This window comes from Variovorax sp. DXTD-1, from assembly GCF_003984625.1.
Lineage (GTDB): Bacteria > Pseudomonadota > Gammaproteobacteria > Burkholderiales > Burkholderiaceae_C > Variovorax.
This window is the reverse complement of record NZ_RWKH01000005.1, coordinates 192,645-216,212: the sequence shown is the minus strand read 5'-3', so window position 1 is coordinate 216,212 and position 23,568 is coordinate 192,645. Positions and strand designations below refer to the sequence as shown.

Genomic DNA, 23,568 nt, shown 5'->3' with positions numbered 1-23,568 from the left:
TGGCTCGCGTGACTAAGGTGGGCGAACACCTCGAAGGCTCGCGGTGGACGAAACCGCCAGCGCCAGCGACCTCTCAGCTTGTATTATCGAGGTCGTGCGCACGAACCGAGTCGCATATCGCGTGGGTATCGTGTGCCTGTCTCCTGACAGCTGCACACTGTCATATCAAGCATTGCCTTTCGCAAGGTTGGAGAGAAGATTGAAGTCATGTCTGCCTGCTTTGGCGTTCGCCTTATTCCTCGTTGCTGGTTGCACGACCACGCACCCGCCCGAACCGCCGCACCCCGAACGCCTGAGCCAGCAAGTGGCGCGCACCACGCTCGAACGCGCGCAACAGGCGTATGACGAAGGGGACTATGCCAAGGCCATTGCCACGCTCAAGAGCGGCGGCGTCTCGGTGTTCGAGGCCGCGGAGCCCGGCACGCGGCTCGATGCCATGAAGCTCAAGGCGTTCAGCTACTGCGTGGCCAACCAGGTGCCCGAATGCCGCACACAGTTTCGCAAGCTGCTCGATACGTTCCCGAACTTCGACTTGAGCGTTGCAGAACGCAAGCACCCCGTGTGGGGCCCTGCCTTCGAAGCAGCCAAACGAATGAAGCGTTGAGCGCTGAAGCCGGCAGCAAACCGCAGCTCGACATGAAGATGGAGATGCCATGCGTTGGACGGTGATCGAACATGCCGGCAAGCCGGTAACGTCGGGGCCTTCGGCTCTTCTTGCGGCGCCCGGTGGAACGATTGGACGCAGCCCCGACAACCACCTTGTGCTGCCTGACGAGCAGCGCCAGATCTCGCGCCTGCAGGCCACCGTGCGCTTCGACGACAAGGGTGTGGCGGTGCTGCGCAACATGAGCGCGGTGCTGCCCATCGGCGTCAACGAACGCACGCTGCAGCACGAGCAGGAATCGCCGGTGGCCGACGGCGACCGCGTGACCATCGGAAGCTATGTGCTGGAAGCGGCGAGCGGCCATCGCGCCGCCGCCGTCGCACCGGCCGCACCCGTGATGCCGGCTCCGCAGCAGCCCACCGCGCCTTTGCGCGATGTTCCGATGGCGAACGCCATGGCACAGGCGCAAGCGCCCATGAGCTCGTTGCTGCCGGACGCGCCGGTTTCCGATGTGTTCTCCGATCTCTTCGGCGCGGGCGCGCTGCCCATCGGCGATACGCAGCCTGTCACCGTGGCCATGCCGCCGCCGGCATCGGCCCCCCCGCGCGTCGAAGCTTCTGCGGCAGTGCCGGCATTTGCGCCGGAAGAGCCCAAAGAACATGCAGCGCCGCCTGTGTTCGCCCCGCCGCCGGCATCGGTGCCAACGCCCCCAGCAAGCACTCGAACGAGCGCCTCGCAGATTCCCTCCGCGGCTGACTGGGATGCCATCCTCGCCAATGCGCCGCGCCGCGAAAAGAGCGCGCCCGAGCCGATGCCCGACCCCATGGCGCACGAACCTTTCGAGCTGCCTTCGCAGGCGCGCAGGAACCCGGTCGATCCGCTCTCCGAACTGAATCCCCACTCGGCCACCGACATGTCCGACGTGGCGCTGAAGCGCGGCGTGGACCCGCTCTCTTTCTTTGCCGCCGACAGCAACGCGCCCTCGCCGCTTTCCGATCCGCGCCCGACCGCGCTGACCCACGAGGACCCGCTGCGCGAGGTGCATCCCGCACTCGACCTGCTGGCCAGGCCCGTCGCCACGCCGCAAGGGCACAGCCATTCGAACCATGCGCGCGAAGTGTCCGCGCAGTTCAGGCCGCCGAACCCGGTGGCCTTCGATCCGCCGCTTGCTGCGAAGCCGAAGAAGGCGGAGTCGGCTGCAGTGCCGGTGGAGGCGCCGGCACCAGCACCAGCACCAGCACCAGCACCAGCAGTATCGGCATCGAAACCTGCCGCACCGCCTGAGCCAGCGACGCCGGCACCTCAGCCTGTCGCTTCCCCACCGGCTGTCCCCTCGCCGGTGGTCGCCGCGGTGGCACCGACGGTAACGCCGGCCTCGCCGTCATCCTCATCGGACGATCTCTTCAGGGCCTTTCTCGAAGGCGCCGGCGTACCCGACGTGGCCGGCCAGCAGCCGCTCGACGCGGAAGCCATGCGGCGCCTAGGCCGGCTCATGCGTGCGTTCACCGACGGCACCATCGAGCTGCTCTCGTCGCGCGCCATGCTCAAGCGCGAAGTGCGCGCCGAGATCACGATGATCGTCGACGAGGAAAACAACCCCTTCAAGATTCTTCCCAACGGCCGCGCCGTGCTGATGCAGATGTTCGGCGCGCGCATGCCCGGCTTCCTGTCGCCCGAAGCCGCCGTGCATGACGCGCTCGGCGACCTGCAGTCGCATCAGCTCGGCATGGTGGCCGGCATGCGCGCCGCGCTGCTCACGGTGCTGAAGCGCTTCGACCCCACGGCGCTGAACACCGCCACGCCGCACGACGGCGGCCTCGGCGAAAAGCTGCTGCCCGGCGGCCGCGAGGCGCGCCTGTGGCGCCAGTTGCAGAAGCTGCATGCGGAAACCACGGCGGCTGTCGAGGACGATTTCCAGGCCGTCTTCGGCCGCGCCTTCCAGCAGGCCTACGACAAGGAAATGGAACGACTCAAGGAGGCACGCCGTGCTTGAAACCACCCGTGCTTTCGCGGTTCCCATTTCCACCTCGCAGTTCTCCTGCGTGGGCGAGCGCAGCGGCAACCAGGACGCCATTGGCTATCACCTCGACGAATACAACGCCTGCTTCGTCGTGAGCGACGGCGTGGGCGGCAACGCGGGCGGCGAGCTGGCCGCGCGCATTGCGGTCGACACCGCGCTCAACACCTTCGTCGACAACCCGTCGGTCGAAAAAGAAGACATCCAGCATGCGGTGAAAGCCGCCAACGACGCCATCCTTGCCAAGCAGCGGGAGCTCGCCGACCAGAGCCGGATGAGCGCGACCATCGTCTCGCTCTTCGTCGACCGCACCAGCGGCCAGGCCTGCTGGGCCCACGTGGGCGACAGCCGCCTCTACTGGTTTCGCCGCGGAGCGCTGATGCAGCGTACCGAAGACCACAGCCTGTCGGAGCGCTCAGGCGAAGCCGCCATGGGCAACGGAGCCAACGGCGGCGAGCGGCTGGTGAAGACCAACCTGCTGTACCGCGCGCTGGGCGCAAGAGCCACGGCCGAGACCACTGTGTCAACGCCGCAGCGGCTCGCCGACGGCGATGCATTCTTGCTGTGCACCGACGGGTTGTGGCAGCTCATCTCCCAGCAGGTGATGGAACGCTCGCTGCAACTGGCCGACAGTGCCGAAGAGTGGCTCGCACTGCTGCGCCGCGCGGCCGAAGCCAAGGCAGACGAGTCGCGCGACAACTACTCGGCGCTGGCGGTGTGGGTGGGGTTTCCGCAGCAGGTGACGCTGGCGGGGACGGCGACGGCGCGCCCCGCCGCATAGGGTGGACAGTCAGGCCGCGAGAATCAATACCTTGCACTGGCTCGGCACGATGCGCATGCCGACCATGTTGTTGCGATTCTGGGACGTGAGACTGGTCACGCGCGTCGCCGGCGTGCCGCGCAACAGCACCGTGAATGCGCCGGTCACGTGCCGCGACTGGCTCATGAACGTCTGCGACACGATGCCGCCGCCCGCCCCCACGGTGTCTCCGAGCGTGATCGGCGTCGTGGTGGCCATGTTGTGTGCCGGCATCGCCATGAACAAGATGTTCCAAGTGTTGGGGACCGCCATCGGCCCGAGAGCCATGTTCGGATAGGGGATGGGCGCCATGGCGGCGGGTGGTGTCTTGCAGACGTCCGGGAAGGCGAGGTCCATTCCCATCAACTGGCAGTTGGCAAACATCGCGACAGCTCCTCTCAGCCCATGTGGATCTGCGACGCGTCGACCTTGACGAGGTCCTGACCCGTCACCAGCGTATGCCGGCCGTGGATGCGCACGGTTTCCGTCGCCTTGCAGTCTAGGTGCCCGACGCGGGATTGATCGATCTCGTCCACCAGCCGCAAGGCATTGCGCGCCATCTGTACGAGGCGGTCCACGGACGTTTCGAGCACTTTGCCGACCATCCGCAGGCGCCCCACGGTGGCGTCTGCGGTTTCAGCCGTGAACCGCATGTTGACGACGTGGCAGTCTCCACTCTCGGCCCGCAGCACCCATCGCGGACTTTCCATTTCCAGTGTGGCGCCGCTTCGGAGCCGCACGTTGCCGGCACTCTCGATGGAGACGGCACCCTCGATGCTGCCGAGCGTCAGATCTCCCGGGGCGTCAATGCGACTGGCCGACGCATCCGCCTGTTCGGTCACCGCGATCAGCCAGACCCTGTCCCGGTCGGGACCGGAGAGCAGGACCTCATCGCCGATCTCGGGCTTCAGCAGGCAACTGGCCGCACGGCGGCAGATCCAGATGCTGCCGCTCTCGTCCTCGACGCCAAGCTGCCCGTCGGGCAGAAAGGAAGCCAAGCGGCCCAGCACATGCACTGGCGTCTGGTCGCTGGGCGTTGCGCGCAACGGAATGACATTCATCATTGATTCCCTTTCTTGCTGGATGCGTTGCGGCTCATGGTCGTGGTCCAGACCACGCCTGCGCCTTGTAGAGTTCCGGCTCGTTTTCCATGATGCCACCACGGCTGGAGAAAAGCGCGCCCTGCTGCGTTGCGCGGTGAAAACGCGTACGAAGAAAGCGCGCATCGACCAGATTGGCTTGCGTCAGGTCTGCATACGAAAAATCTGCGTCCTGCAGTTCAGCCCCCCTGAAATCGGCCTCCGTGCAGCAAGCGCGATGGAAGACGCTCAGGGGCAAGTGCGCACCGCCGAAGTTGGTGCGCGCGAGTCTGGCGTCCACCCAGAGAGACTGGTCGAAGCGGCCGTTCCTGCAGTCCGCGTCATGCAACCCAGCCTCGATGAAAAGGGTCTGCCGCGCATCGGCGCCCGCGAACGACGCACCGTGCAGAAATGCGCCCTTGAAGTTGCTCTGCACGAGCCGCGCGCCAGAAAAATCGGCGTGTTCCAACCGGCTGTCGGTGAACTGGCACCGGCAGAACTCCAGCCCCGCAAACGACTGGCGGCTCAGATCGCACTCGGCAAACACTACGCTTTCGCCGCGGGCCGAGCGCAGGTCGATGCGGCTCAGGTCGAGGCGGTGGAAGGTGGCGAAGCTCATTGCGGCACCCGCGAAACTGGCGCCATCCAGTTGCGATTGAGCGAATCCGGTCCGCTCGAGATGCGAGGTCTGCAACTGCGCGCGCTGCAGCTGGCAACTGCCGAAGAAGACCTGCGTCAGATTGGCTTGCGTTAGCACGGTCTCCACCAGATTCGACTCCACGAAACCCGCGCCTTCGAGCATCGCGCCGATCATCCTCGCGGACTGCAAGTCGCAGCGGAAGAACTTCGTGCTCGCGAGGTTGGCCTGGGAAAGATCGCTTCCAGACAAGATGCAATGGGTGAGCATGCTGTCTTCCAGGTTCGCGCCCGAGAGGTCGGCGCCACCAAGGTTCACCTTGTCCAGGATCGCGCCCGAGAGATCGAGTCCGCGGAGGTTCCAGTGCCTTCCGTCCACGCCGACGACCGGACTGCCGTGGCGGATCTTGTCGAGCAGTTCCTCCAGCGTCACGCGGCCCGGCCTTTCGAACGCCGTGCTGGCCATACCTTGGCGCCGTGGGTGTAGGCACCGTCCAATCGGGTCGAGCCATCGATCAGGGCCTGCGAAACATCGGTGCGGAAAAGGTTCGCGCCACTGAGGTCCGCGAAGCTGAGCACGGCCTTGGACAGATTGGCATCGATCAGGTTGGCATGGCGCAGCGAAGCCCCGGTAAAGTCGGCCCGCACGAACAGGCTTTCGCCACCGATGACCCGATCGAATCGCGCCGACTGGAGCCCGCACTCGGAAAAGTCGCAGGCATCGAGCCGCACCTCGCTCAGGTCGGCCCGCGCGAGGTCCACGCCCCGGAGGCTGGACTGCTTGATCATCGCGCCGCTGAACACGGCCTGAGCAAGCGATGTGCCTTGCGTGAAAGAACAGGTCGTCAACTCGGCCCGTGCATAGCTGACCGCCTCACTGCAGTCCGTCGACGCGAAGGCACAGCGCACAAGGCGCGCACCGGCGAACGACACACGGCGCAAGGTGCACTCCACCCACAGGACCTGCTCGATCGTCGCCTCGTCGAACGCGATGTCCCCGAAGCTCATCCGGAACAGGTTTACCTGCTGCCATTTGGAGCCACGCAGATCGCACGCCCTGAACTCGGCCTCATAGAGGTCCGTGCGCTCGAACACGGCATGCTCGAAATTGCAGCCGCTGAAGCGGACCTGCTGGCAATTGGCATCCGTGAGTTGCGCATGAGAGAGCACGGTTCCCGCCAGTGTGGCACCAGCCATGTTGGCCGATGCCAGGGTGGCATGACGCAAGGACGCCTGTGTCAGGTTGGCGCGGGACAGCACCGCGCGCGAGAAATCGCAGCCGTCGAGTAGCGCGCCACTCAGGTTTGCATCCGTCAAGACCGCCCCAGCGAAATTGGCGTTGCGCAGGTCCATTCCCGAGAGGTCCGCGCCGATCATGCTCATGCGCGCGAAATCGCGACCGTCCGCCGGAGCGGCTTCCAGGCGACGCCTGATCTTGGCCGCGCGAAACGACGGCATCGGCGGCGCGGCCGGCGAAAGATGAGCGGCATGGAGATAGCTCTCCCGGATCTGCGCGGCCAGGCGATCCTTCAGTTGTGCATGCGAATCCGCTGCGGCACCGTCGTTCGACTGCGGCAGCGTGTCCAACTCGTCCAACTGGCGGATCTGTTCCTCCGGATCGGTGTGAGCCGGCGGAGCCTGAGCGGGCAGGCCGGCATCGGCCTCCATCTTCCTGCCGGCTTCGTCAAGGCGCGCCCCTGCGTCCTGCGCCTCGGCCGCCTGTTGCTTCGCTTCGGAAATCTTCGCCTCCATGCGTTCGAGGAATTCCGGCAGGTCTTCGAGCGCGGTGATCCGCTCCGCAGGCATCGGCGGCGCGATGTAGCGGTCGGGATCCAACCCCTCGGCAAGAAGCTCGGCGCGCCGTACGTCGTAGTCTCGCTGTCGGCCCGCCTGCAAGTTCCTCGGCAAGGGACGGTTCATCACGTCGGGCACCTCCCCCGCCTTCCAGGAACCCAGTACGCTGCGCGGCGCCAGATCGGCATCGCGCAGCAGATAGCCCGGGTTCTGTCCCGGCTGGAGACGCTTGAGCAGCACATCCTGATAGTGCTCGAGCGGACGCGGTTCAGAAGGCAGCTCGAGCGCCGGCATGAGGTGCTTCATGTCGGATGCATCGTCTTCCTCGATCGGTATGCCGCCGTGCCAGATAAGGGCGACCCTCTCCAGATGCGGAAAGAACCAGGCGGTCGTGAGGCGCAGTTCCGCTTCCAGCAGACCGGTGCCATCCTTGTTGAAGCTGCAGAAGCAACGCGCCCGCCAGTCCGGTAGGCAGCCGCGCAATGCCGCTTGCGTAGGATGCATGTTCAGTATTTCGTACGGCGCGCCAGGCGGCAGCGCCTGCAGCTGCGGCCACCGCTGATCTGCCGCAGCAGCGTTGAAGTAGCGCCAGTCCATGTCGTCGGCAAAGCCCGGAAAGCCGTTTTGCAGCCAGTCGGCGCCGTACTTGCTGCCCATCAAGGACATTCGCGCGGGGCTCTCGGGCGCGAGCCCCCCTAGCCCGGCGGGTGCGACCCGCTGGCCCCGCGTCGCGATGCGGTGGCGCGGATCCTCCACGTTCGGAAGGCGGCAGGTCAGAACGCCGTTGATCACCTCGTCTTGGGTGCCTATGCCCAGTGGGTTCTCAGGGACGCCGGCGCCGCCGTAGGCGCGCTCCCAACCGACGCTCATCGATTCGAAGGGAAGGGCCTCGGTCATGCGGCCGTCGAGCCAGTAGCGGTCCCCGAAGACGGTGAGGGACTTTTCCAGACCTCCCACGAGCACGCGCACCGCGCAGACCGTCTTTTCCGTCTGGTGCGCCGTGTAGGCATGGCCGCTCACCAGGAACTCGGGGACCGCCTTCGGAACCCCCAGGTCGAACACCGCGCCCGGACCGATTTCCCCGGTCACCGTCTCCCAGAGCTCCTGCTCGGAAAAGAGTCGGGGCGACTTCTCCAGGCTGGCGAGAGCCATCACCGCCACGCCGAGGACGTCCCCGCCTTTCCAGCGATGCGGCCGCGACAGTACGCTGAGGCGAAAGGGCTTGACGGTCTTCATGCGTATGCCCCGTCCGATGGATCATGCACGGGCGTCATGCGCAGAGATGAAGAGATTCACTCTTTTCCATAGTCGACGACGAACTCCTTCGTGATGGGATCAACCCTTGCTACGACTTCGCGCCCGGGAACGAGCATCGGAATGCGCAGCGGCGGTATCGAGATGAGGCCACTCAGCTCGCGCTCGGTTCCATCGGATTCGTGCACGAGGAGCCGCACGGCGGCGCGGATGTGATGCGGCCGCAGCCGCGTTCCGGTGTCGGACACCGACAGGATCCTCGCTCGCATTGGCACGCCAGTGGCCAGCAATTCCGCGATCCTGCGATCCTCGTCGGCATGGACGCCCCTGACCTTTCTCTCGAACGCCTGTCCGCTGATGACCACGTAGGCGCACAGGCACAGCACGGCGACGAGAACCAGAATGCCAGCAAATTCGCTCAAGCGCCTACGCTCCTTCATGCGGGATGGTCGAACAGGCACTCATGTCTTCAAACGATCCCGAAGAAAGCCTTGGCGAAAAGCACGAAGTACCCGCCGCTCAGTTCGTAGCCAGGGTTCGGCGTATGGAATGCCGTGACGGTCTGCGTATAGGTTCCGACGGCCGACGCTACGCCGAACTTCTCGAACTTGACTCCGTTCGTGGCAATTGAGGTCAGCACATTGAAATTCGCCACCACCGAGTTGCTGTTGTTGACACCGAATGACGCGCTCGAAATGCCGGTCGCGGTGATCGAAGTCGGAGACCAGTCCCACAACAGCACCCTGTTGACCCGCTTGACGTGGTTGCCTTCGAAAAGAAAATCTCCCGAGGCCTTGATTTCCACGTCGCCGGCCGTGGCCTCGATGGTGACCTTCTCCGCCTTGCCCGAATAGTCTCCGGCCGAGACTGTCGAGACATGGTCGCCCGTTTCGATCGTCTCCGTGAGACCGTCCTTGATCGTGTCACTGCCGCCGCCGCTGTCGATGTTTCGGGTCCATCCGGTCTTGTAGAACTCGGTCCGTTTTCCGGCCTCGACTCGAAGTTCGGAATCGCCAGTCTTCACATGCTCCTTCATTCCTTCCTTGACATCGGCATGCAGCCCCTTGTCGAAGGTCTCCCTGCGCAGCCCGGCCAGCACGTTGACCTCGGACATGCCGGTTTCGACGGTTTCCTCCGCACCGCCCTTGGTCGTGATCTCGATCCTGTCGTTGAAAAAATGCTCCGTCAGCCCACCCGATACCTCCAGCTTCGAGCCGGTCTGGTACATCGCGTGGTCAAGGCCCGCCTTCACTGTGGTGGTGCGCGCCTTGCCAACGGTGAGCGTGTCGTTTCCGGTGACCGTGGTCGTACGGTCACCGGCAATGGTGTCCCTCTCGTCCGCTTCCACATCGAGTTCGAAATCCTTCTCGGCATGAATCCGGACCAGCTCGGAGCCCGGTGCATCGTCCAGGATGAACTCGTTGGCATTGGCGGGCGTGCCGTCCTGGCTGCGGCTCACGAAGCCGCTCACGGTCACCTTCGCGGGCAGTTCCAGCGGCGGCATCTGGTCCGAGTTGTAGACGCGGCCGATGATGATCGGACGGTCAGGGTGGCCGCCGATGAAATCGACAATCACCTCCTGTCCCTTGCGCGGGTGGTTCACGGCGCCGTAGTTCGAGCCGGCCCAGGCACTGGAAACGCGCACCCAGCAGGAGCTGTTCTCGTCGCTCTTGCCATAGCGGTCCCAGCGGAACTGCACCTTCACGCGGCCGTATTGATCGACCCAATACTCCTGGCCGACCTTGCCCACCACGGTGGCGGTCTGCGGTCCGTTGGTGCGAGTCATCGGCGTTACGCGCGGCGGACGGAACGGGTATGAGGTCGGCTGCACCGCAAAGCTGAAGCTGTAGTGGCTGTCGGCGGCGCCGCTTTCGTAGCCGCCTTCGCGCAGTGCATAGGCCACGGAGACGATCAGGTATTCGCGGTTGTCGTCCTGCCGCGGACAGTTCTGCATGGTGAAGCGGTAGCCCGGTGCCATGCCGCGCACGCTGCAATGGCCGACGTCGCGCTCCGCCTGCGACTGCGCCTCTTCGAGCCGGATGCACGAGTAGTGCTCGCCCTGCTCGGCTTCGCTGAAGCCGCCCATCCATTCGTAGATCTCGTAGGTATCGTGAGGGTTCCCGCGCGGCTGGCTGCGCATGCCCATGAGGTCGGCCTTCGACTTCTTGAAGTCGTAGTCGTCCACCACGTAGGTGCCGGGGCGGATTTCCTCGGTCACCTGCCATTGGTCGATCACCTCCTGGAACGGGTCCGGGTCGCGGTCGGCCGCGAGATAGCTGATCTTCGGGTAGCCCGGCAGGGTTTCGTGCGCGCCGATGTCATCGGCGAGCACCAGCGTGTGCTGGTTCTTGTCGTGCTTGAAGTAGTAGTAGATGCCCTCATGCTCCATCAACCGGCTCACGAAGGCGAAGTCGGTCTCCTGGTACTGCACGCAGTACTCCCACTGCCGGTAGCTTCCGCTGAGCTTCTTCTCGAACGCAAAGTTGTAGTCGGCGAACACTTCCTCGAGGATGTCGACGACCGACTTGTTCTGGAAGATTTTGCAATCGCTGGTGCGCGTCAGGTACCAGAGCCAGGGCCGCACGGTGGCACGGTACAGCACGTAGCGCGAAGTGCCCGCCTCCTTGCCGACCATGGTGAAGCGAACGATCTGCCCGTTCAGGAAGCGAGGCTCGCCGGCCGTCAGTATTTCAAGCGAAAGCGGCTTGCCCAGAACCGACTTCATGTCGAGCGACACGCTCGGGCTCACCAGATCCACCTCGAACTCGAACAGCTGCGACAACCCCTCGGTGCCGTGCATCGAGCGGAACATCAGCTGGTCTTCCGCCAACGGCGTGTGGGCTTTGACGATTCTGATGGCCATGGCTTTCTCCCTTTCTTCGCTCAGCGTTCGGAAAATTCGTACTCGAAGTCGTCGCCCGCCGCGCTCAACCGCACCCCCGCGAGCTTGCGCGCGCTGACCGTGGCTCCGATGACTTCTTCGCTCAACCGCGGAAGGATGGTGTGCGTGAGGATCGCATCGATCATCCGTCCGCCCGATTCGATGGCGGTGCAACGGCGCGCCACCAGTTCGACGGCGCTGTCGTCGTAGTCCAGCGCGATGCCGTGGTTCGCATCGAGGCGAGCGGCAATACGGTCGAGCTGAAGGCGAATGATGCGGTGCAAAGCGTCTGCGTGCAACGGGTAATAAGGCACTACAACCAGCCGGCCCAGCAGCGCGGGTGCGAACACCTTGAGCAGCGGTTCGCGCAGTGCGGCCGCGAGCGGCTCGGGGTCGGGGCGCAGGGTCGGGTCTTCGCACAGCTGCATGACCAGATCCGTGCCGACGTTCGAGGTCATGATGATCACGGTGTTGCGGAAGTCGATGTGGCGGCCTTCGCCGTCTTCCATCCAGCCCTTGTCGAACACCTGGAAGAAGATTTCATGCACGTCGGTGTGCGCCTTCTCGATCTCGTCGAGCAGCACCACGCTGTAGGGCCTGCGGCGCACGGCCTCGGTCAGCACGCCGCCTTCGCCGTAGCCCACGTAGCCGGGCGGCGCACCCTTGAGCGTGGAGACGGTGTGCGACTCCTGAAACTCGCTCATGTTGATGGTGACGAGGTTCTGCTCGCCGCCGTACAAGGCTTCCGAGAGCGCGAGGGCGGTCTCGGTCTTGCCGACGCCCGAGGGGCCGCAGAGCAGGAACACGCCCACCGGCTTGTTCGGGTTGTCCAGCCGCGCACGCGCGGTGCGGATGCGCCGCGAAATGGTCTCCAACGCGTCGGGCTGCGCCACCACGCGGGCCGAGAGAATCTCGCCGAGGCGCAGCACCGATTGCGCGTCGTCGCGCACCATGCGGCCGATGGGAATGCCGGTCCAGTCGGCCACCACGGTGGCGATGGCCTGTGCATCGACGGCGGCCAGGATGAGCGGCGATTCACCCTGCAGCTGCACGAGCTTGTCCTGCGCCTCGTTGAGTTCGGCGCGAATCTCTTCGGGCGTGCGTTCGGGCTCGGACGGCAGGGCCTCGGCCTGCGCCGATGCGTCGACATCGTCGCCCTCGGCCTCACTTTCCGCCTCGTCTTCCGGCGCCACCTCTGCCTGCACCGGTACGGCCGCGGGCGACAGCAGCTTGCGCAGCGCCACGATGCGTTCGACGAGCACGCTTTCTTCCACGCGCCGTTGTTCAAGCAGGCCGAGCTCGGCCTGCGCCGCGACCACCTGGGCCGCGATGTCTTCGACGCGCTGGTGTTCACCCACACCGATCGCCGCCTCGCGTCCGGCGATGCCCGACTCGATGCCCAGCACCTCGATGCGGCGCTGCAGGTCTTCGATGGCGGCGGGCAGCGCATGCTGGCTCAGGGCCACGCGCGCGCACGCCGTGTCGAGCAGGCTCACGGCCTTGTCGGGCAACTGGCGCGCAGGAATGTAGCGGTGCGACAGGCTCACGGCCGCTTCGAGCGCGGCGTCGAGAATGAGCACGCCGTGATGCTTTTCCAGCTCGGCCGAAATGCCGCGCAGCATGACCACGGCCTTGGGCTCGGAGGGCTCGTGCACCTGGATGGTCTGGAAGCGCCGTGTGAGCGCCGGGTCTTTCTCGATGTACTTCTTGTACTCCGACCAAGTGGTGGCGCCGATGGTGCGCAGCCGTCCGCGTGCGAGCGCCGGTTTCAGCAGGTTGGCCGCATCGCCGGTACCGGCGGTGCCGCCCGCCCCCACCAGCGTGTGCACTTCGTCGACGAACAGCACGATGGGCTTGGGGCTCTTCTCGACCTCGTCGATCACCTGGCGCAGCCGCTGCTCGAACTCGCCCTTCACGCCCGCGCCGGCCTGCAGCAGCGTGGGGTCGAGCACCCACAGCGACACGTCCTTGAGCGACGGCGGCACATCGCCCGCCGCGAGCCGCGAAGCCAGGCCTTCGACCACGGCCGTCTTGCCCACGCCCGCTTCGCCGGTGAGCAGCGGATTGTTCTGCCGCCGGCGCATCAGGATGTCGATGATCTGACGTATCTCGTCGTCGCGCCCATAGACCGGATCGAGCTCGCCCGCGCGCGCCTTGGCGGTCAGGTCGCTCGCGTACTTGGCGAGCGCCGAGCCGCCGGCTGCGGCTGCATCGCCCTGGTGCGCAGCCGCAGGCGCACTGCCGCCCGCGCCCGGCGGCGCGGCATCGAAATCGTCCTCGGGCGAACCTTCGGTCCACGCGGGGAGCTGGGCGACGAGAACGTCGGGCACGATCTTGTCGAACTCGCGCGAGATGCCCGAAAGCACCTGCCGCAGCCCCGGCGTCTTGACGATGCCCGCCAGCAGGTAGGCGCCGCGGATCGAGGTGGCCTCGAAGCGCAGGCTTGCATACACCCAGGCGCGTTCGACGGCGTTGTCGACGTGCTCGGAGATGTCGCTGATCGACGTGGCGCCGTGCGGCAGGCGGTCGAGCGCACGCACCAGGTCCTGCTCGACCGCGTCGACGTTCAGGCCCGCCCGCTTGACGATGCGCAGCAGGTCGCTGTCCTGCAGCTGAAGAATCTGGTGCAGCCAATGCACCAGCTCCACATACGCATTGCCGCGCAGCTTGGCGAACGCGGTGGCGGTCTCCAATGCCTTGTAGAGCATCGGGTTCAGTTTCGAGAAAAGAGAGACGCGGCGAATATCGGTCATAAGGCCATGGATGAAACTTCAGCCGCCACGGAAGCTGCCGATGCGGAACGGGAAAACAATGCTTCGGGCTGGAACACCATGTCGCCGGCGTCGGTGTCCGAGAGGCGCGTGCCGAGCCAGCTGCCCCAGCCCAGGCGCTGGTCGCTGCTCAGTTGCATGCCGCGGGCTTCCTCTTTCTTGAGCACCAGCCGCAGCTCCCAGGCAAACTCGATGCCGACGTACTGGCGCACCCAGTCGACCACTTGCAGCAGCCGCTTGCTGCCGGGCAGGAACTCGCGGAACTCGTCCTGCGAGAGCGGGCCCAGCTCGAGGCGGAACTTGCTCTGTGCATCGCGCACCGCCAGGCCGATGGTGGCGCCGCCGCCGAGCTTGTGGTTGCGCCCGAAGAGGCCGAGCCGGCTCACCTGGCGCTCGTCGATCATCACCCAGTCGCTCACGAACTCCTCCACACGCACCGGCACGTCGAAGTACAGCTTGAGGATCTGGATCAGGCCTTCCGGGTTGCGCGTCTGGCGCACGAGGTGTCCGGCCATGAAGGTGCGGGCATGGTCGGCAATGCGGTCGCGCTCCTTGAGGCCCGGCTGCCCCATGTTCATGAGGCTCGCCACGTAATCGACGAAGCGGTGGCCGTCGGGGCGGTCGAGGCTGTTGACCGATTGCGCATCGGCCCAGGCCCGGTAGAACAGCAGGATCAGCCGGTGGTGGAACAGGTCGGCGAAGGCGCTGAGCGTGTTGTCGCTGTGGTGGCGCTTGCGCTCTCGCGCGTATTCGGTCAGGTGCAGCGGCAGCGGACCGTTGGGGCCGAACAGGCCGAAGCCGTAGATCGAGATGCGCGGCGGGCCGTCGCCGTCGACATCCACACCGGAAACATTCGAGGGCGCAAAGGCCATCGAGGGCTCCTGCCCCAGGCGCAGCGGTTCGTCGAGCGGGCGCGGCGCGCGGCCCAACAAGGGATGGCCGCCCTGCGCATCGAGCCGGCGCAGGAGCATGAACAGGTCGTGCTCGAAAGGCTGGTCGACGAGGCCTGCCCACAAGACTGGGTCGGCCTCGGGCGCGCCGCGTTGCGCGGAGTGGGCGGGCGCGCTCGACGGGTCAGCCACTGCCAACGGCGCCGGCGAATCGTCGGTGACGTCCAGGGCGCTCATACGGCGGGGCGGCGTCCGATGCGCGGCATCCACCGCGCAATTTCTCCGCGCTGCAGGCTGGAGAGCGCGAACTCGGTGAACGCATTGAGCGACACATGCCGGCTGAAGAACTGCTCCAGCACGGCGCCGAAGAGGTAAGGGCTCGAACCCGAGAAGGCGACCTCGTCGATCTTCAGCGCAATTTCCACCCCGCGCCCGAAGACGATGGGGCCCGGCTCGGGCAGGCGGCGGAATACGGGCGCGAGCGCCATGGAGCGCACGCCCTGGATCTGCCGGCGCACCGCCGGGTCGGCCAGGTTGCCGTACAGGTCGAGCATCTCGCGCAAGGCGGCCGCGCCCTGGTCGGCATCGACGTCGGTCAGGCTCAGGTAGTTGAGCCCGAGGTGGCTGATGAGGCGCCAGGTGAGCGCGCCTTCCGCCAGCGCGGGGTACGGCCGCGATGGGCCGCGCAAGATGCGCACGGCGCGCACGGGTGCGGACACGCGCAAGGTGAAATCAGACTCCAGCCCGGTGGGCATCAGCAGCGGCAGGTCGCGGTTGGTGCACAGCGCGTCGATCGTGATGTGCCGCAGGCTGTGCGGAAACGGCGCGTCGTGCTGGTCGACCAGCGACACGTACACCTCGCTGCCGGTGTAGCTGGTGCGGGTGCCCTGTGCGCGTGCGCGGTCGGACACCAGGCGCGGCTCGCGGCGCAGCGAGAAGTACGAACCGAAGTCGCCGTCGTCGGCCGCGAACGAGCCCAGGAATGGCCTGAACTCCCGTTCTTCCGAGCCGCTCGCCATGTGGCCCGTGACGCGCTCGACGGTGAAGATCTCGAAGTCGCGCGGACGCGTGCGGTCGATCACCGCATGGTGCTCATGCTGCCCCGGGCCGACCGGTATGCGGTCGCTGCGGCGCGGCACCAGGTTGATGATGGGCGTGCAGAACAGCGAGAAGTGCCGTGCGTCGACCACCCGTTCCAGGTCGCCGTCGGCGCGGTCGAGGAGGATCACGATTTCCATCGTGGTGCCGCTCATGGCCGCGGCCGCCGCGCGCAGGTTCTTCACGCTGAAGAACAGGTAGCGGTCGGGGAAAGCGAAGTACTCGTGCAGCAGCCGGTAGCCCTGGAACGAACGCGCGTCGTACGGCAACAGCGACTGGTCCGGGTCGAAGCCTTCGTGGCGAATGGCCTCGTCGCCGAGCGGCACGATACGCGCGGTGCTGCCCGCGCCGCTGCGGCACACGGTTCCGACGCTGTGATGCACCGCCAGCTCGAGCACGCGCAGCGCGTGCAGCTCGGCGCCCGACAGAAAGAACTCGAGCCGGTCGAGCGGCATCTCGGCGAACCTGGCGCCGCCCACCGCTTCGAGCTTGATGGTGATCGCGCTCTTGGCCTGCCGCGCAACGGCGGGCATCGCGTGCGCGATTTCCGCGGGCACGGGGCCGATGCTCGCCTCCGCGATCTTGAGAGGCCACAGCGTGACTGCATGGCCGGTACGAAATTCGCAGGCTGTCTGCTCGCCTTTGATCATGCGCCCGCGCAGGATGGTATGGCGCGGCAATTCGTAGCCGGCCTTCAGCGAGCCTTCGTTGAGGTTGCCGTCGATCTGCACCACGCCCATCGCGGGCAGCGGTGCGAGAAAATTCGGGTACACCACTTCCAGGAGCCGCTGCGAGAAGCGCGGAAACTCCGCATCCATCTTGAGCTGGATGCGCGCCGTGAGAAAGCTGAAGCCTTCGAGCAGCCGCTCCACGTACGGGTCGCTGACCTCGATGCCGCGCATGCCCAGCCGCCCGGCAATCTTGGGATAGCGCTGCGCGAACTCGGCACCGAGTTCGTGCATGTAGGTGAGTTCGCGGTTGTAGTAGTCGAGCAGCCGCGCGTCCATTCAGAGCCCTCCCGTCGGGCGAAGGATCATGTGGCCGCTTTCGAGATCGAGCTCGGAGCGCAGGATGAATTCGATGGGGTAAGGCACCGACCACAGCGTGCCGCGGATCTCGAGCGCGAGCAGGTTGTGGTGCTCGAGGTCGGTCGTATCGGTCACGCAGCGCACATCGATGCTGTCTTTCATGATGCGCGGCTCGAAGTCGATGATGGCGGCGCGGATGGCGGCTTCGACGTCCGCGAAGTCGACTTCCGACATGCGGCCGCCGGCCCAGCCGCGCACGCCGTAGTTCACGACCGAGCGGCGCGCGCGCGGCATGGCGTTGATGTTGTGGTCAGCGCCGAAATTGGTGGTGTTGAGCAGCCACTGCAAGTCGCGCAGCACCGAGTCGCGCAGCAGCTTGCCGCTCATCAGGAACGCGCCCGCGCGCTCCTGGCGGGTCTGCGGCTGCTTGTCGGTCAGGCGGTCGAGCAGCACCGGCTGCAGGCGGTCGCGTGCAACGCTTTCTTGCTGGTGGTCGCCATCGGCCTCCACGGGCGAGCGGCTGGCAGGCAGGAGTGAACTCACTGGGCAACGCTCTCCGCAGCGGCAAACTCGACAAGGCGAATGTCGAGCAGCGAATGGTCGCCGGCTTCGCTGATCAGCGTTCGCTGGCCCACGCCGGCGTACTGCTCTTCACCGGCCAGCGGCAGCCAGTCGGTGCGGCGGCCCAGCGCCGCTTCGTCTTCCAGCGCATCGAGTGCGCCGGGGTAGCGCACCGGCACCAGGCCGTTGAGCCCGCGCCCGTCGTGCAGCACGATTTCGGCTGGCGCCCACAGCAGGTCGACCAGGTGCTGTGGACGCGAAAACTTGAGGCGCCGCACCGCTGGCAGCGGCAGCCATGCGTAGCCCGAAGGCGTGAGCAGTTCGAGCACGGCGCCAATGCGCACGTCGCCGTCGCAAAGCCATGCGAACTCGCTGCCTTGCACCGGCTCGCCGTCGATGGCCTGCACGGCGCGCGAGTCGGACCGGTCGACAGCGCTCAAGGTGCCCTGCAAGGCGGGCGCCGCCTGGCGCGCGGCTTCGCGCAGGTCGGCCGCTTGCGCGGCCTGTTCGGACGGCAGCGCCGCGGCGGCAATCAGCCCCGCGACCCAGTCTGCATCGCCGGCAATGACGGCCGGCGCACGGCCGCCGTTCCAGAATTCAGTTCGGTGGCGCTCGGCTGCCAGGGCCATCGCACAGGTGGCGCTGGCAGGAGCGAAGGAAGGATCGATCTTCGCGGCGAGCTTGAGCTGGTCTTCAGCCCGCTGCCAATCGCCGCGCAACGCAAGAAAGTGGCCGAGAGCAAGCCGCAGGCTGGCGTTCTGGGGCTGCGCGCGGATCTGCCGCTGTACCCATTCGGTGTGCTCGGCCACGGAGCGCTCGCCCAGCACTGCAAACCCATCGCCCATGAAACTTCCTCATTGACTCGCATGCGGCCATGGGCCGCTGGTGAATATCTGCGGGTGACCGGAGCCCCGCGGCACGCCGCCATGCGGCGCGCGCGGAGCCGGTCAGGCAAAAACGGAAATCAGGCTTCCCGGTTTTCCTTGATGTTCCAGGCCAGCACGGTTTCGGCGCCCTTGCCGCCCTTGTCGGTCTGTTCCCAGTACTGCTGCTTCACCTTGGCGGCCTGGAACGCGAACTGCACCAGCACCGCATCGCTGCCCTGCTCGGCCGTGTACTGCACCGAGGTCACCAGCACTTCTTCGAGCGTGACGCGGGTGTATTCGATCTGCGAGCCGCCGGCCTTGCACACCGACACTTCGACCTTGCTCAGGTGCTTGCCGCTTGCGCAGTTCTTCATGACGGACGGGGCCGCCTTGTCGATGCGCGCAAGAACCTGCAGATCGTTGAAGCTTGCCTTGCCCACACCGCCGCCACCGCCGCTGACCATGTTTCCAGGCTGCGTCGCTCCCCATGCAAACGACTTGATATCCGTCCAGTCCTTGTGGTTCGAGTCCTTGGATTCGCCGTTTGCGCCCTCGACGCGCATGAACATGTCTACTGCCATGATTAACCCCCAAAGTTATATATGCCCGCTTGCGGGACACCGTTGAACTAGCTGCTGTCCTTCTTGTTGGATGGCAGCTTCGAAACCAGCCGCAACGACACCGTCAGCCCTTCGAGCTGATAGTGCGGCCGGAGAAAAAACTTGGCGGCGTAGTAGCCCGGGTTGTCCTCGATGGCTTCCACCTGGACTTCAGCCGCCGCCAGCGGCTTCATTGCCTTCGTATCCTGAGACGACGTGCCTGGGCTGCCGTCCACGTAGTTCATGATCCAGTCGTTGAGCCAGCGCTCCATGTCCTCGCGCTCGCGGAACGAACCGATCTTGTCGCGCACGATGCACTTCAGGTAGTGCGCGAAGCGGCAGCATGCAAACAGGTACGGCAGGCGCGCCGCCAGGTTGGCATTGGCCGTGGCGTCGGCGTCGTGGTACTCGGCCGGCTGCTGCAGCGACTGCGCGCCGATGAAGGCCGCAAAGTCGGAGTTCTTGCGGTGCACGAGCGGCATGAAGCCGTTCTTGGCCAGCTCGGCCTCGCGCCGGTCGCTGATGGCGATTTCGGTCGGGCACTTCATGTCCACGCCGCCGTCATCGGTCGGGAAGGTGTGGGTGGGCAGGTTCTCGACCGCGCCGCCCGATTCGACGCCGCGGATCGACGTGCACCAGCCGAACTGCTTGAACGAGCGGTTGATGTTCACGCCCATGGCATAGGCCGAATTGGCCCATGTGTAGCGGTTGTGCAGGGCCGAATCGGTTTCTTCTTCAAACTCGAACTCGTCGACCGGGTTGGTGCGCGCACCGTACGGCAGGCGCGCAAGAAAGCGCGGCATGGCCAGGCCGATGTAGCGCGCGTCTTCCGATTCGCGCAGCGACCGCCATGCGGTGTGCTCGGTGTTCTGGAAGATCTTGGTCAGGTCGCGCGGGTTGGAGAGCTCTTGCCACGAGTCCATCTGCATGACCGTGGGCGATGCGCCGGCAATGAAGGGGCAGTGCGCGGCCGCGGCAATCTTGGCCATTTCACCGAGCATCTCGACGTCGGGCGGGCTGTGGTCGAAGTGGAAGTCGCCGATGAGCGCGCCGAAGGGCTCGCCGCCGAACTGGCCGTATTCGTGTTCGTAGATCTTCTTGAACAGCGGGCTCTGGTCCCAGCCGATGCCCTTGTGGCGCTTGAGCGAGCGGGCCACTTCGCGCTTGGATGCGCACATCACGCGGATCTTGAGCTGCTCGTCGGTCTCGGTGTTGTTGACCAGGTAGTGCAGGCCGCGCCATGCGCCTTCGAGCTGCTGGAAGTCTTCGTGGTGAAGGATCTGGTTGATCTGCTCGGAGAGCTTGCGGTCGATCTCGGTGATGATCGCCTGCACGGTGCGGTAGGCGTCGTTCGAGATGGTGACGGTGCTTTCGAGCGCCTGTACCGCCAGCGTCTTGACGGCGCTTTGCACCGCCTCGCGGGCCTGGTCGGTCTTGGGCTTGAACTCTCGCTGCAGCAGGTCGGAGAACTCGTTGGGCTCGAGCGCTTCGATGGTGGCGGCTTGTGCGCGCGCTGTCTGTTTGGGTGCGGTGCTCATGATGGACGTCCTGTCGGCTTGCGCTGCTTATTCGGAAGAGGTGCCGGGGCCGCCCGACTTCTCGTTCGCCGCTTCCACCGCCTTTGCAACGGCGGGATTGGGTGCGGACGCGAGCGACTTGAGCAGCTCCGGGTTCTGCAGCGCCTGGGCAATCAGCTGCTCGGCGCCGTTCTTGCCGTCCATGTAGGACAGCAGATTGGAAAGCTCGGTGCGCGCTTCGAGCAGGTGCTGCAGCGCGCCCACCTGGCGTGCAATGCGCGCGGGCGAGAAGTCGTCCATGCTGTCGAAGGTGATGTCGACATTCATCTGCCCTTCGCCCGTGAGGGTGTTGGGCACCTGGAAGGCCACGCGCGGCTTGATGGCCTTCATGCGGTCATCGAAGTTGTCGATGTCCACGGCCATGAAATCGCGCTCCGCCAGGTCGGGCATCGGGTCGACCTGCTTGCCCGCGAGATCGGCGATGACGCCCATCACGAAGGGCAGCTGGATCTTGCGTTCGCTGCCGTAGATCTCGACGTCGTACTCGATCTGCACGCGCGGCGCGCGGTTGCGCGCAATGAACTTCTGACCACTGTTTCTGACACGGTTGTCTGCCATAAGCTTCCTCTTGAATCTCTATGCGTGTGGGTCGGAGTTGCCTCTGACCAATCTGACCTTGCGTTCTCGCGCTGCTCGCCGCCCTGCCTCTTTTTTTGTCGGCACTTCTATTCGGTGCCCGCACTCAGCGAGCGCCCCGCCAGGCTTTCAATCTTCTGCAAGCCCTCGGGCACGAGTTCTTCGATGATCTGGAAGAAGTTGAGGTCCAGCAGCCTTTGCGCTCTTCGGATGAGCATGGGTGCCGGGTGGCTGGGTTCGGTGCGTTCCATGTATTGGCACGCCTTTTCCAGCAACAGCTGCACATCATCACGATTCGATATTTCAATATCTTTAATACCCGCTACGCGCTGGCCGCTCGCACCGTTGGCAGCACTGGCAGAGCCTTGCACCGGCGAGGCCGATTGCCCTGCCTCACTGCCTTGCGCAGCTTCCGATGCTTCGGCCAGAGTCTGCTGGGCCTGCTCAGGCAGCAGTTGCACCACGGTGCGAAGAGAACGTTCGAGCCTGGAAAAATCGGGCGCCCAGCTTTGTCCCAGGGCTCGCTCCGAGGTCTCGCGAATCCGTTGCAGCAGCTCCAGCGCCGCATGCAATGCCAGCACCGGCGGCGCCGCTTTTTCTTGCGCACGGCGTGCCACTTCGCGCAGCCGGCCGATGCCGCCCGGGTAGTCGATCTGGTCGGCCTTGCTCGAATCGAGCAGCGCCTCGACCTGCCGCAGGCTCATCGACACGCCGGCGTCTTCGAGCAGGCGCGCATCGCGCACGCTGCGCCCCAATCCCTCGGCTTCGGCCAATGCGGCCAGCGCATTCATGCGCGGCAGCGGGTCTTCGAAACCTTCATCGACCACGCGCGGATGCACGTCGTCCCAAAACTTTTGCAGCACACCGTCGACCACGCGCAGGCCGTCGACATAGCCGGGCAGCCCGCGGCTCTCGGTCCACGCCAGCGTGAGCGGAACCAGCACGCGCAGGTCGAGCGTGCGTTGGCACAGTTGCTTTGCGATGCGTTCGACGCGAGCCCAGTCGGGCGGCTCGGCCGGAATGATGGTCGAGCCGAACTGCTGCTCCCGCTTTCCGGTCGTTGCCTGCTGCAACGCCATGAAGTCGGGGTCGTATTCGAGGTCTTCGCCGCACGGAAGCGGGCCTTCAACAGGCGACTGCAGTAGTTCGATCTCGCTTGGCGGCAACGCCATCTCCCTTTTATTAACAACCATCAACAATGGTTATCTTGAGGGGAACGCGAAGCGCGGTCAACAGCAACACATTGCTACGTGCTGCCTATGAATTACAAAGGAGTACAACTCCTTTTAAAGCGTAGAAAGAACGTTTACAGCAACCCGCGCCCACCAAGATTGCGCATCAATGCGCTTAACCCAAAAGTCCACCGTGGCGCCTGGTCCGAATGAACCACGCGATTCACGAGGGCGCCAAGTTCCGGCGCGGCGATTCGGACGCGATCGCCGACGACATGGGTGAATCCTTGCCCAGGACCATGACGGTCTTGTGTCGGCGCGAACATCGTGCCGAGAAACAACATGAGGCCGTCGGGGTAGTCGTGGTGCACGCCGATGGCTTGCGACACCAGGTCGAGCGGATCGCGACTGATCTTCGAGAGCGAGCTCGAGCCTTCGAGCTTGAAGCCTTCGGGGCCGGTGACTTCGAGCGCGACCGTGATGCGCCGGACGTCGCCGATGCCGAAGTGCGCATCGAACAAGCGGATGAACGGGCCGATCGCGCAGGAAGCGTTGTTGTCCTTCGCCTTGCCGAGCAGCAGCGCACTGCGGCCTTCGAAGTCGCGCAGGTTGACGTCGTTGCCGAGCGCCGCGCCCAGCGTTTGGCCGCGGCTGTTCACGGCCAGCACGACTTCGGGCTCGGGGTTGTTCCACACCGATGCGGAGTGAATGCCGATGTCGGCACCGGTGCCCACCGAAGAGAGCACCGGAGCCTTGGTGAAAATCTCCGCATCGGGGCCGATGCCCACTTCGAGGTACTGCGACCATGCGCCCTGTGCCAGCAGCACCTCTTTCACCTTTGCGGCCTCGGCCGAGCCCGGCACGATGCCCGCGAGGTTGTCGCCGAGCACGCCGCCCAGCGCGGCGCGCGTGGCCTCGGCACGCGATGCATCGCCGCGCGCCTGCTCTTCGATCACGCGTTCGAGCAGGCTTTCAACGAATGTCACGCCGCTGGCCTTGATCGCCTGCAGGTCGCAAGGCGCGAGCAGCCAGGGCTTCGCTTCGTCGCGCGCCGTTGCGTCGCTGTTGGCAATGGCCTCGTCCAGCGAGGCGATGCGCGGCGCCTGGCCGCCCTGCAACGCGCGCCGCACCGCATCGGATGGCGGCTCCTTGGCTTCAAGCAGGTCGCTCATCGTGGGCGCGAGCTTGGAAAGGTCGTGCAGCCCGCCCTCATGGACGGCCACCAGGACCGGCCCGACGCCGGGTTGCCATAGGCGGCCGACAAGCGTGGCACGCGCGGCGTCTTGCGGGAGGCTCGAAGAGGTGTCGAGGTTCAGCGGCATGGGAATTGTCTCTCTTGGGTTTGTCGGTAGAAGGGTGATCGTAG

Annotated in this window: 19 protein-coding genes; 3 read left to right on the top strand and 16 right to left on the bottom strand. The window is 65.5% G+C overall.

What is annotated here, in order from left to right:
* Positions 1 to 220: 220 nt before the first annotated feature.
* Genes EJI00_RS06915 through EJI00_RS06905 form a run of 3 tightly spaced genes read left to right on the top strand, consistent with a single transcriptional unit; the run spans position 221 to position 3,402 of the window.
* The gene (locus tag EJI00_RS06915; protein ID WP_260590480.1) at positions 221 to 604 is read left to right on the top strand and encodes a TssQ family T6SS-associated lipoprotein; all 384 of its coding nucleotides are present in this window, start codon (positions 221 to 223) and stop codon (positions 602 to 604) included.
* Positions 605 to 653: 49 nt separating this feature from the next.
* The gene (gene tagH, locus EJI00_RS06910) at positions 654 to 2,597 is read left to right on the top strand and encodes a type VI secretion system-associated FHA domain protein TagH (RefSeq protein WP_126746730.1); all 1,944 of its coding nucleotides are present in this window, start codon (positions 654 to 656) and stop codon (positions 2,595 to 2,597) included.
* Positions 2,590 to 3,402: a PP2C family protein-serine/threonine phosphatase gene (locus tag EJI00_RS06905; RefSeq protein WP_126746729.1), complete on the top strand. Its 813-nt coding sequence runs from the start codon at positions 2,590 to 2,592 to the stop codon at positions 3,400 to 3,402. Before tagH ends, EJI00_RS06905 begins: the two co-directional genes overlap by 8 nt.
* A gap of 9 nt (positions 3,403 to 3,411) precedes the next feature.
* On the opposite strand, the gene EJI00_RS06900 is transcribed toward EJI00_RS06905, so the two are convergent.
* From EJI00_RS06900 to EJI00_RS06825, 16 genes are all read right to left on the bottom strand, one after another.
* Positions 3,412 to 3,804, bottom strand: coding sequence for a DUF4150 domain-containing protein (locus EJI00_RS06900; RefSeq protein ID WP_126746728.1), 393 nt, complete (start codon positions 3,802 to 3,804; stop codon positions 3,412 to 3,414).
* Positions 3,805 to 3,818: 14 nt separating this feature from the next.
* Positions 3,819 to 4,484, bottom strand: a complete 666-nt coding sequence (locus EJI00_RS06895; protein ID WP_260590479.1) for a DUF3540 domain-containing protein — start codon at positions 4,482 to 4,484, stop codon at positions 3,819 to 3,821.
* Between the two features lie 31 nt (positions 4,485 to 4,515).
* Positions 4,516 to 5,568, bottom strand: coding sequence for a pentapeptide repeat-containing protein (locus EJI00_RS06890; protein ID WP_126746727.1), 1,053 nt, complete (start codon positions 5,566 to 5,568; stop codon positions 4,516 to 4,518).
* Positions 5,565 to 8,165, bottom strand: coding sequence for a DUF2169 domain-containing protein (locus EJI00_RS06885; RefSeq protein ID WP_126746726.1), 2,601 nt, complete (start codon positions 8,163 to 8,165; stop codon positions 5,565 to 5,567). The genes EJI00_RS06890 and EJI00_RS06885 overlap by 4 nt, the downstream gene beginning before the upstream one ends.
* Before the next feature lie 56 nt (positions 8,166 to 8,221).
* A complete protein-coding gene (locus EJI00_RS06880; protein WP_126746725.1) occupies positions 8,222 to 8,605 on the bottom strand; it encodes a hypothetical protein in 384 nt (127 codons plus the stop codon).
* Between the two features lie 47 nt (positions 8,606 to 8,652).
* A complete protein-coding gene (locus EJI00_RS06875; protein ID WP_126746724.1) occupies positions 8,653 to 11,046 on the bottom strand; it encodes a type VI secretion system Vgr family protein in 2,394 nt (797 codons plus the stop codon).
* Positions 11,047 to 11,066: 20 nt separating this feature from the next.
* Positions 11,067 to 13,817: a type VI secretion system ATPase TssH gene (gene tssH, locus EJI00_RS06870; RefSeq protein ID WP_126746723.1), complete on the bottom strand. Its 2,751-nt coding sequence runs from the start codon at positions 13,815 to 13,817 to the stop codon at positions 11,067 to 11,069.
* The gene (gene tssG, locus EJI00_RS06865; RefSeq protein ID WP_126746722.1) at positions 13,814 to 14,962 is read right to left on the bottom strand and encodes a type VI secretion system baseplate subunit TssG; all 1,149 of its coding nucleotides are present in this window, start codon (positions 14,960 to 14,962) and stop codon (positions 13,814 to 13,816) included. Before tssG ends, tssH begins: the two co-directional genes overlap by 4 nt.
* Entirely contained in the window at positions 14,959 to 16,830 is a 1,872-nt protein-coding gene (gene tssF, locus EJI00_RS06860) for a type VI secretion system baseplate subunit TssF (RefSeq protein ID WP_126746721.1), read from the bottom strand. The genes tssG and tssF overlap by 4 nt, the downstream gene beginning before the upstream one ends.
* Positions 16,831 to 17,361 carry a type VI secretion system baseplate subunit TssE gene (gene tssE, locus EJI00_RS06855; RefSeq protein WP_126746747.1) on the bottom strand — a complete coding sequence of 177 codons (531 nt, stop codon included), beginning with the start codon at positions 17,359 to 17,361 and terminating at the stop codon, positions 16,831 to 16,833.
* A gap of 29 nt (positions 17,362 to 17,390) precedes the next feature.
* A complete protein-coding gene (locus EJI00_RS06850) occupies positions 17,391 to 18,257 on the bottom strand; it encodes a type VI secretion system accessory protein TagJ (protein ID WP_126746720.1) in 867 nt (288 codons plus the stop codon).
* A 119-nt stretch (positions 18,258 to 18,376) separates the two neighbouring features.
* On the bottom strand, positions 18,377 to 18,859 hold the full coding sequence (locus EJI00_RS06845; protein ID WP_126746719.1) for an Hcp family type VI secretion system effector: 483 nt from the start codon (positions 18,857 to 18,859) through the stop codon (positions 18,377 to 18,379).
* A 47-nt stretch (positions 18,860 to 18,906) separates the two neighbouring features.
* Positions 18,907 to 20,415 (bottom strand): type VI secretion system contractile sheath large subunit, encoded by a 1,509-nt coding sequence (gene tssC, locus EJI00_RS06840; RefSeq protein ID WP_126746718.1) that lies wholly within the window; start codon positions 20,413 to 20,415, stop codon positions 18,907 to 18,909.
* A 27-nt stretch (positions 20,416 to 20,442) separates the two neighbouring features.
* Positions 20,443 to 21,012, bottom strand: a complete 570-nt coding sequence (gene tssB / locus EJI00_RS06835; protein ID WP_126746717.1) for a type VI secretion system contractile sheath small subunit — start codon at positions 21,010 to 21,012, stop codon at positions 20,443 to 20,445.
* A gap of 107 nt (positions 21,013 to 21,119) precedes the next feature.
* Positions 21,120 to 22,202 carry a type VI secretion system protein TssA gene (tssA, locus tag EJI00_RS06830; RefSeq protein ID WP_126746716.1) on the bottom strand — a complete coding sequence of 361 codons (1,083 nt, stop codon included), beginning with the start codon at positions 22,200 to 22,202 and terminating at the stop codon, positions 21,120 to 21,122.
* 134 nt (positions 22,203 to 22,336) lie between these two features.
* Positions 22,337 to 23,524: a fumarylacetoacetate hydrolase family protein gene (locus tag EJI00_RS06825; protein WP_126746715.1), complete on the bottom strand. Its 1,188-nt coding sequence runs from the start codon at positions 23,522 to 23,524 to the stop codon at positions 22,337 to 22,339.
* Positions 23,525 to 23,568 lie beyond the last annotated feature (44 nt).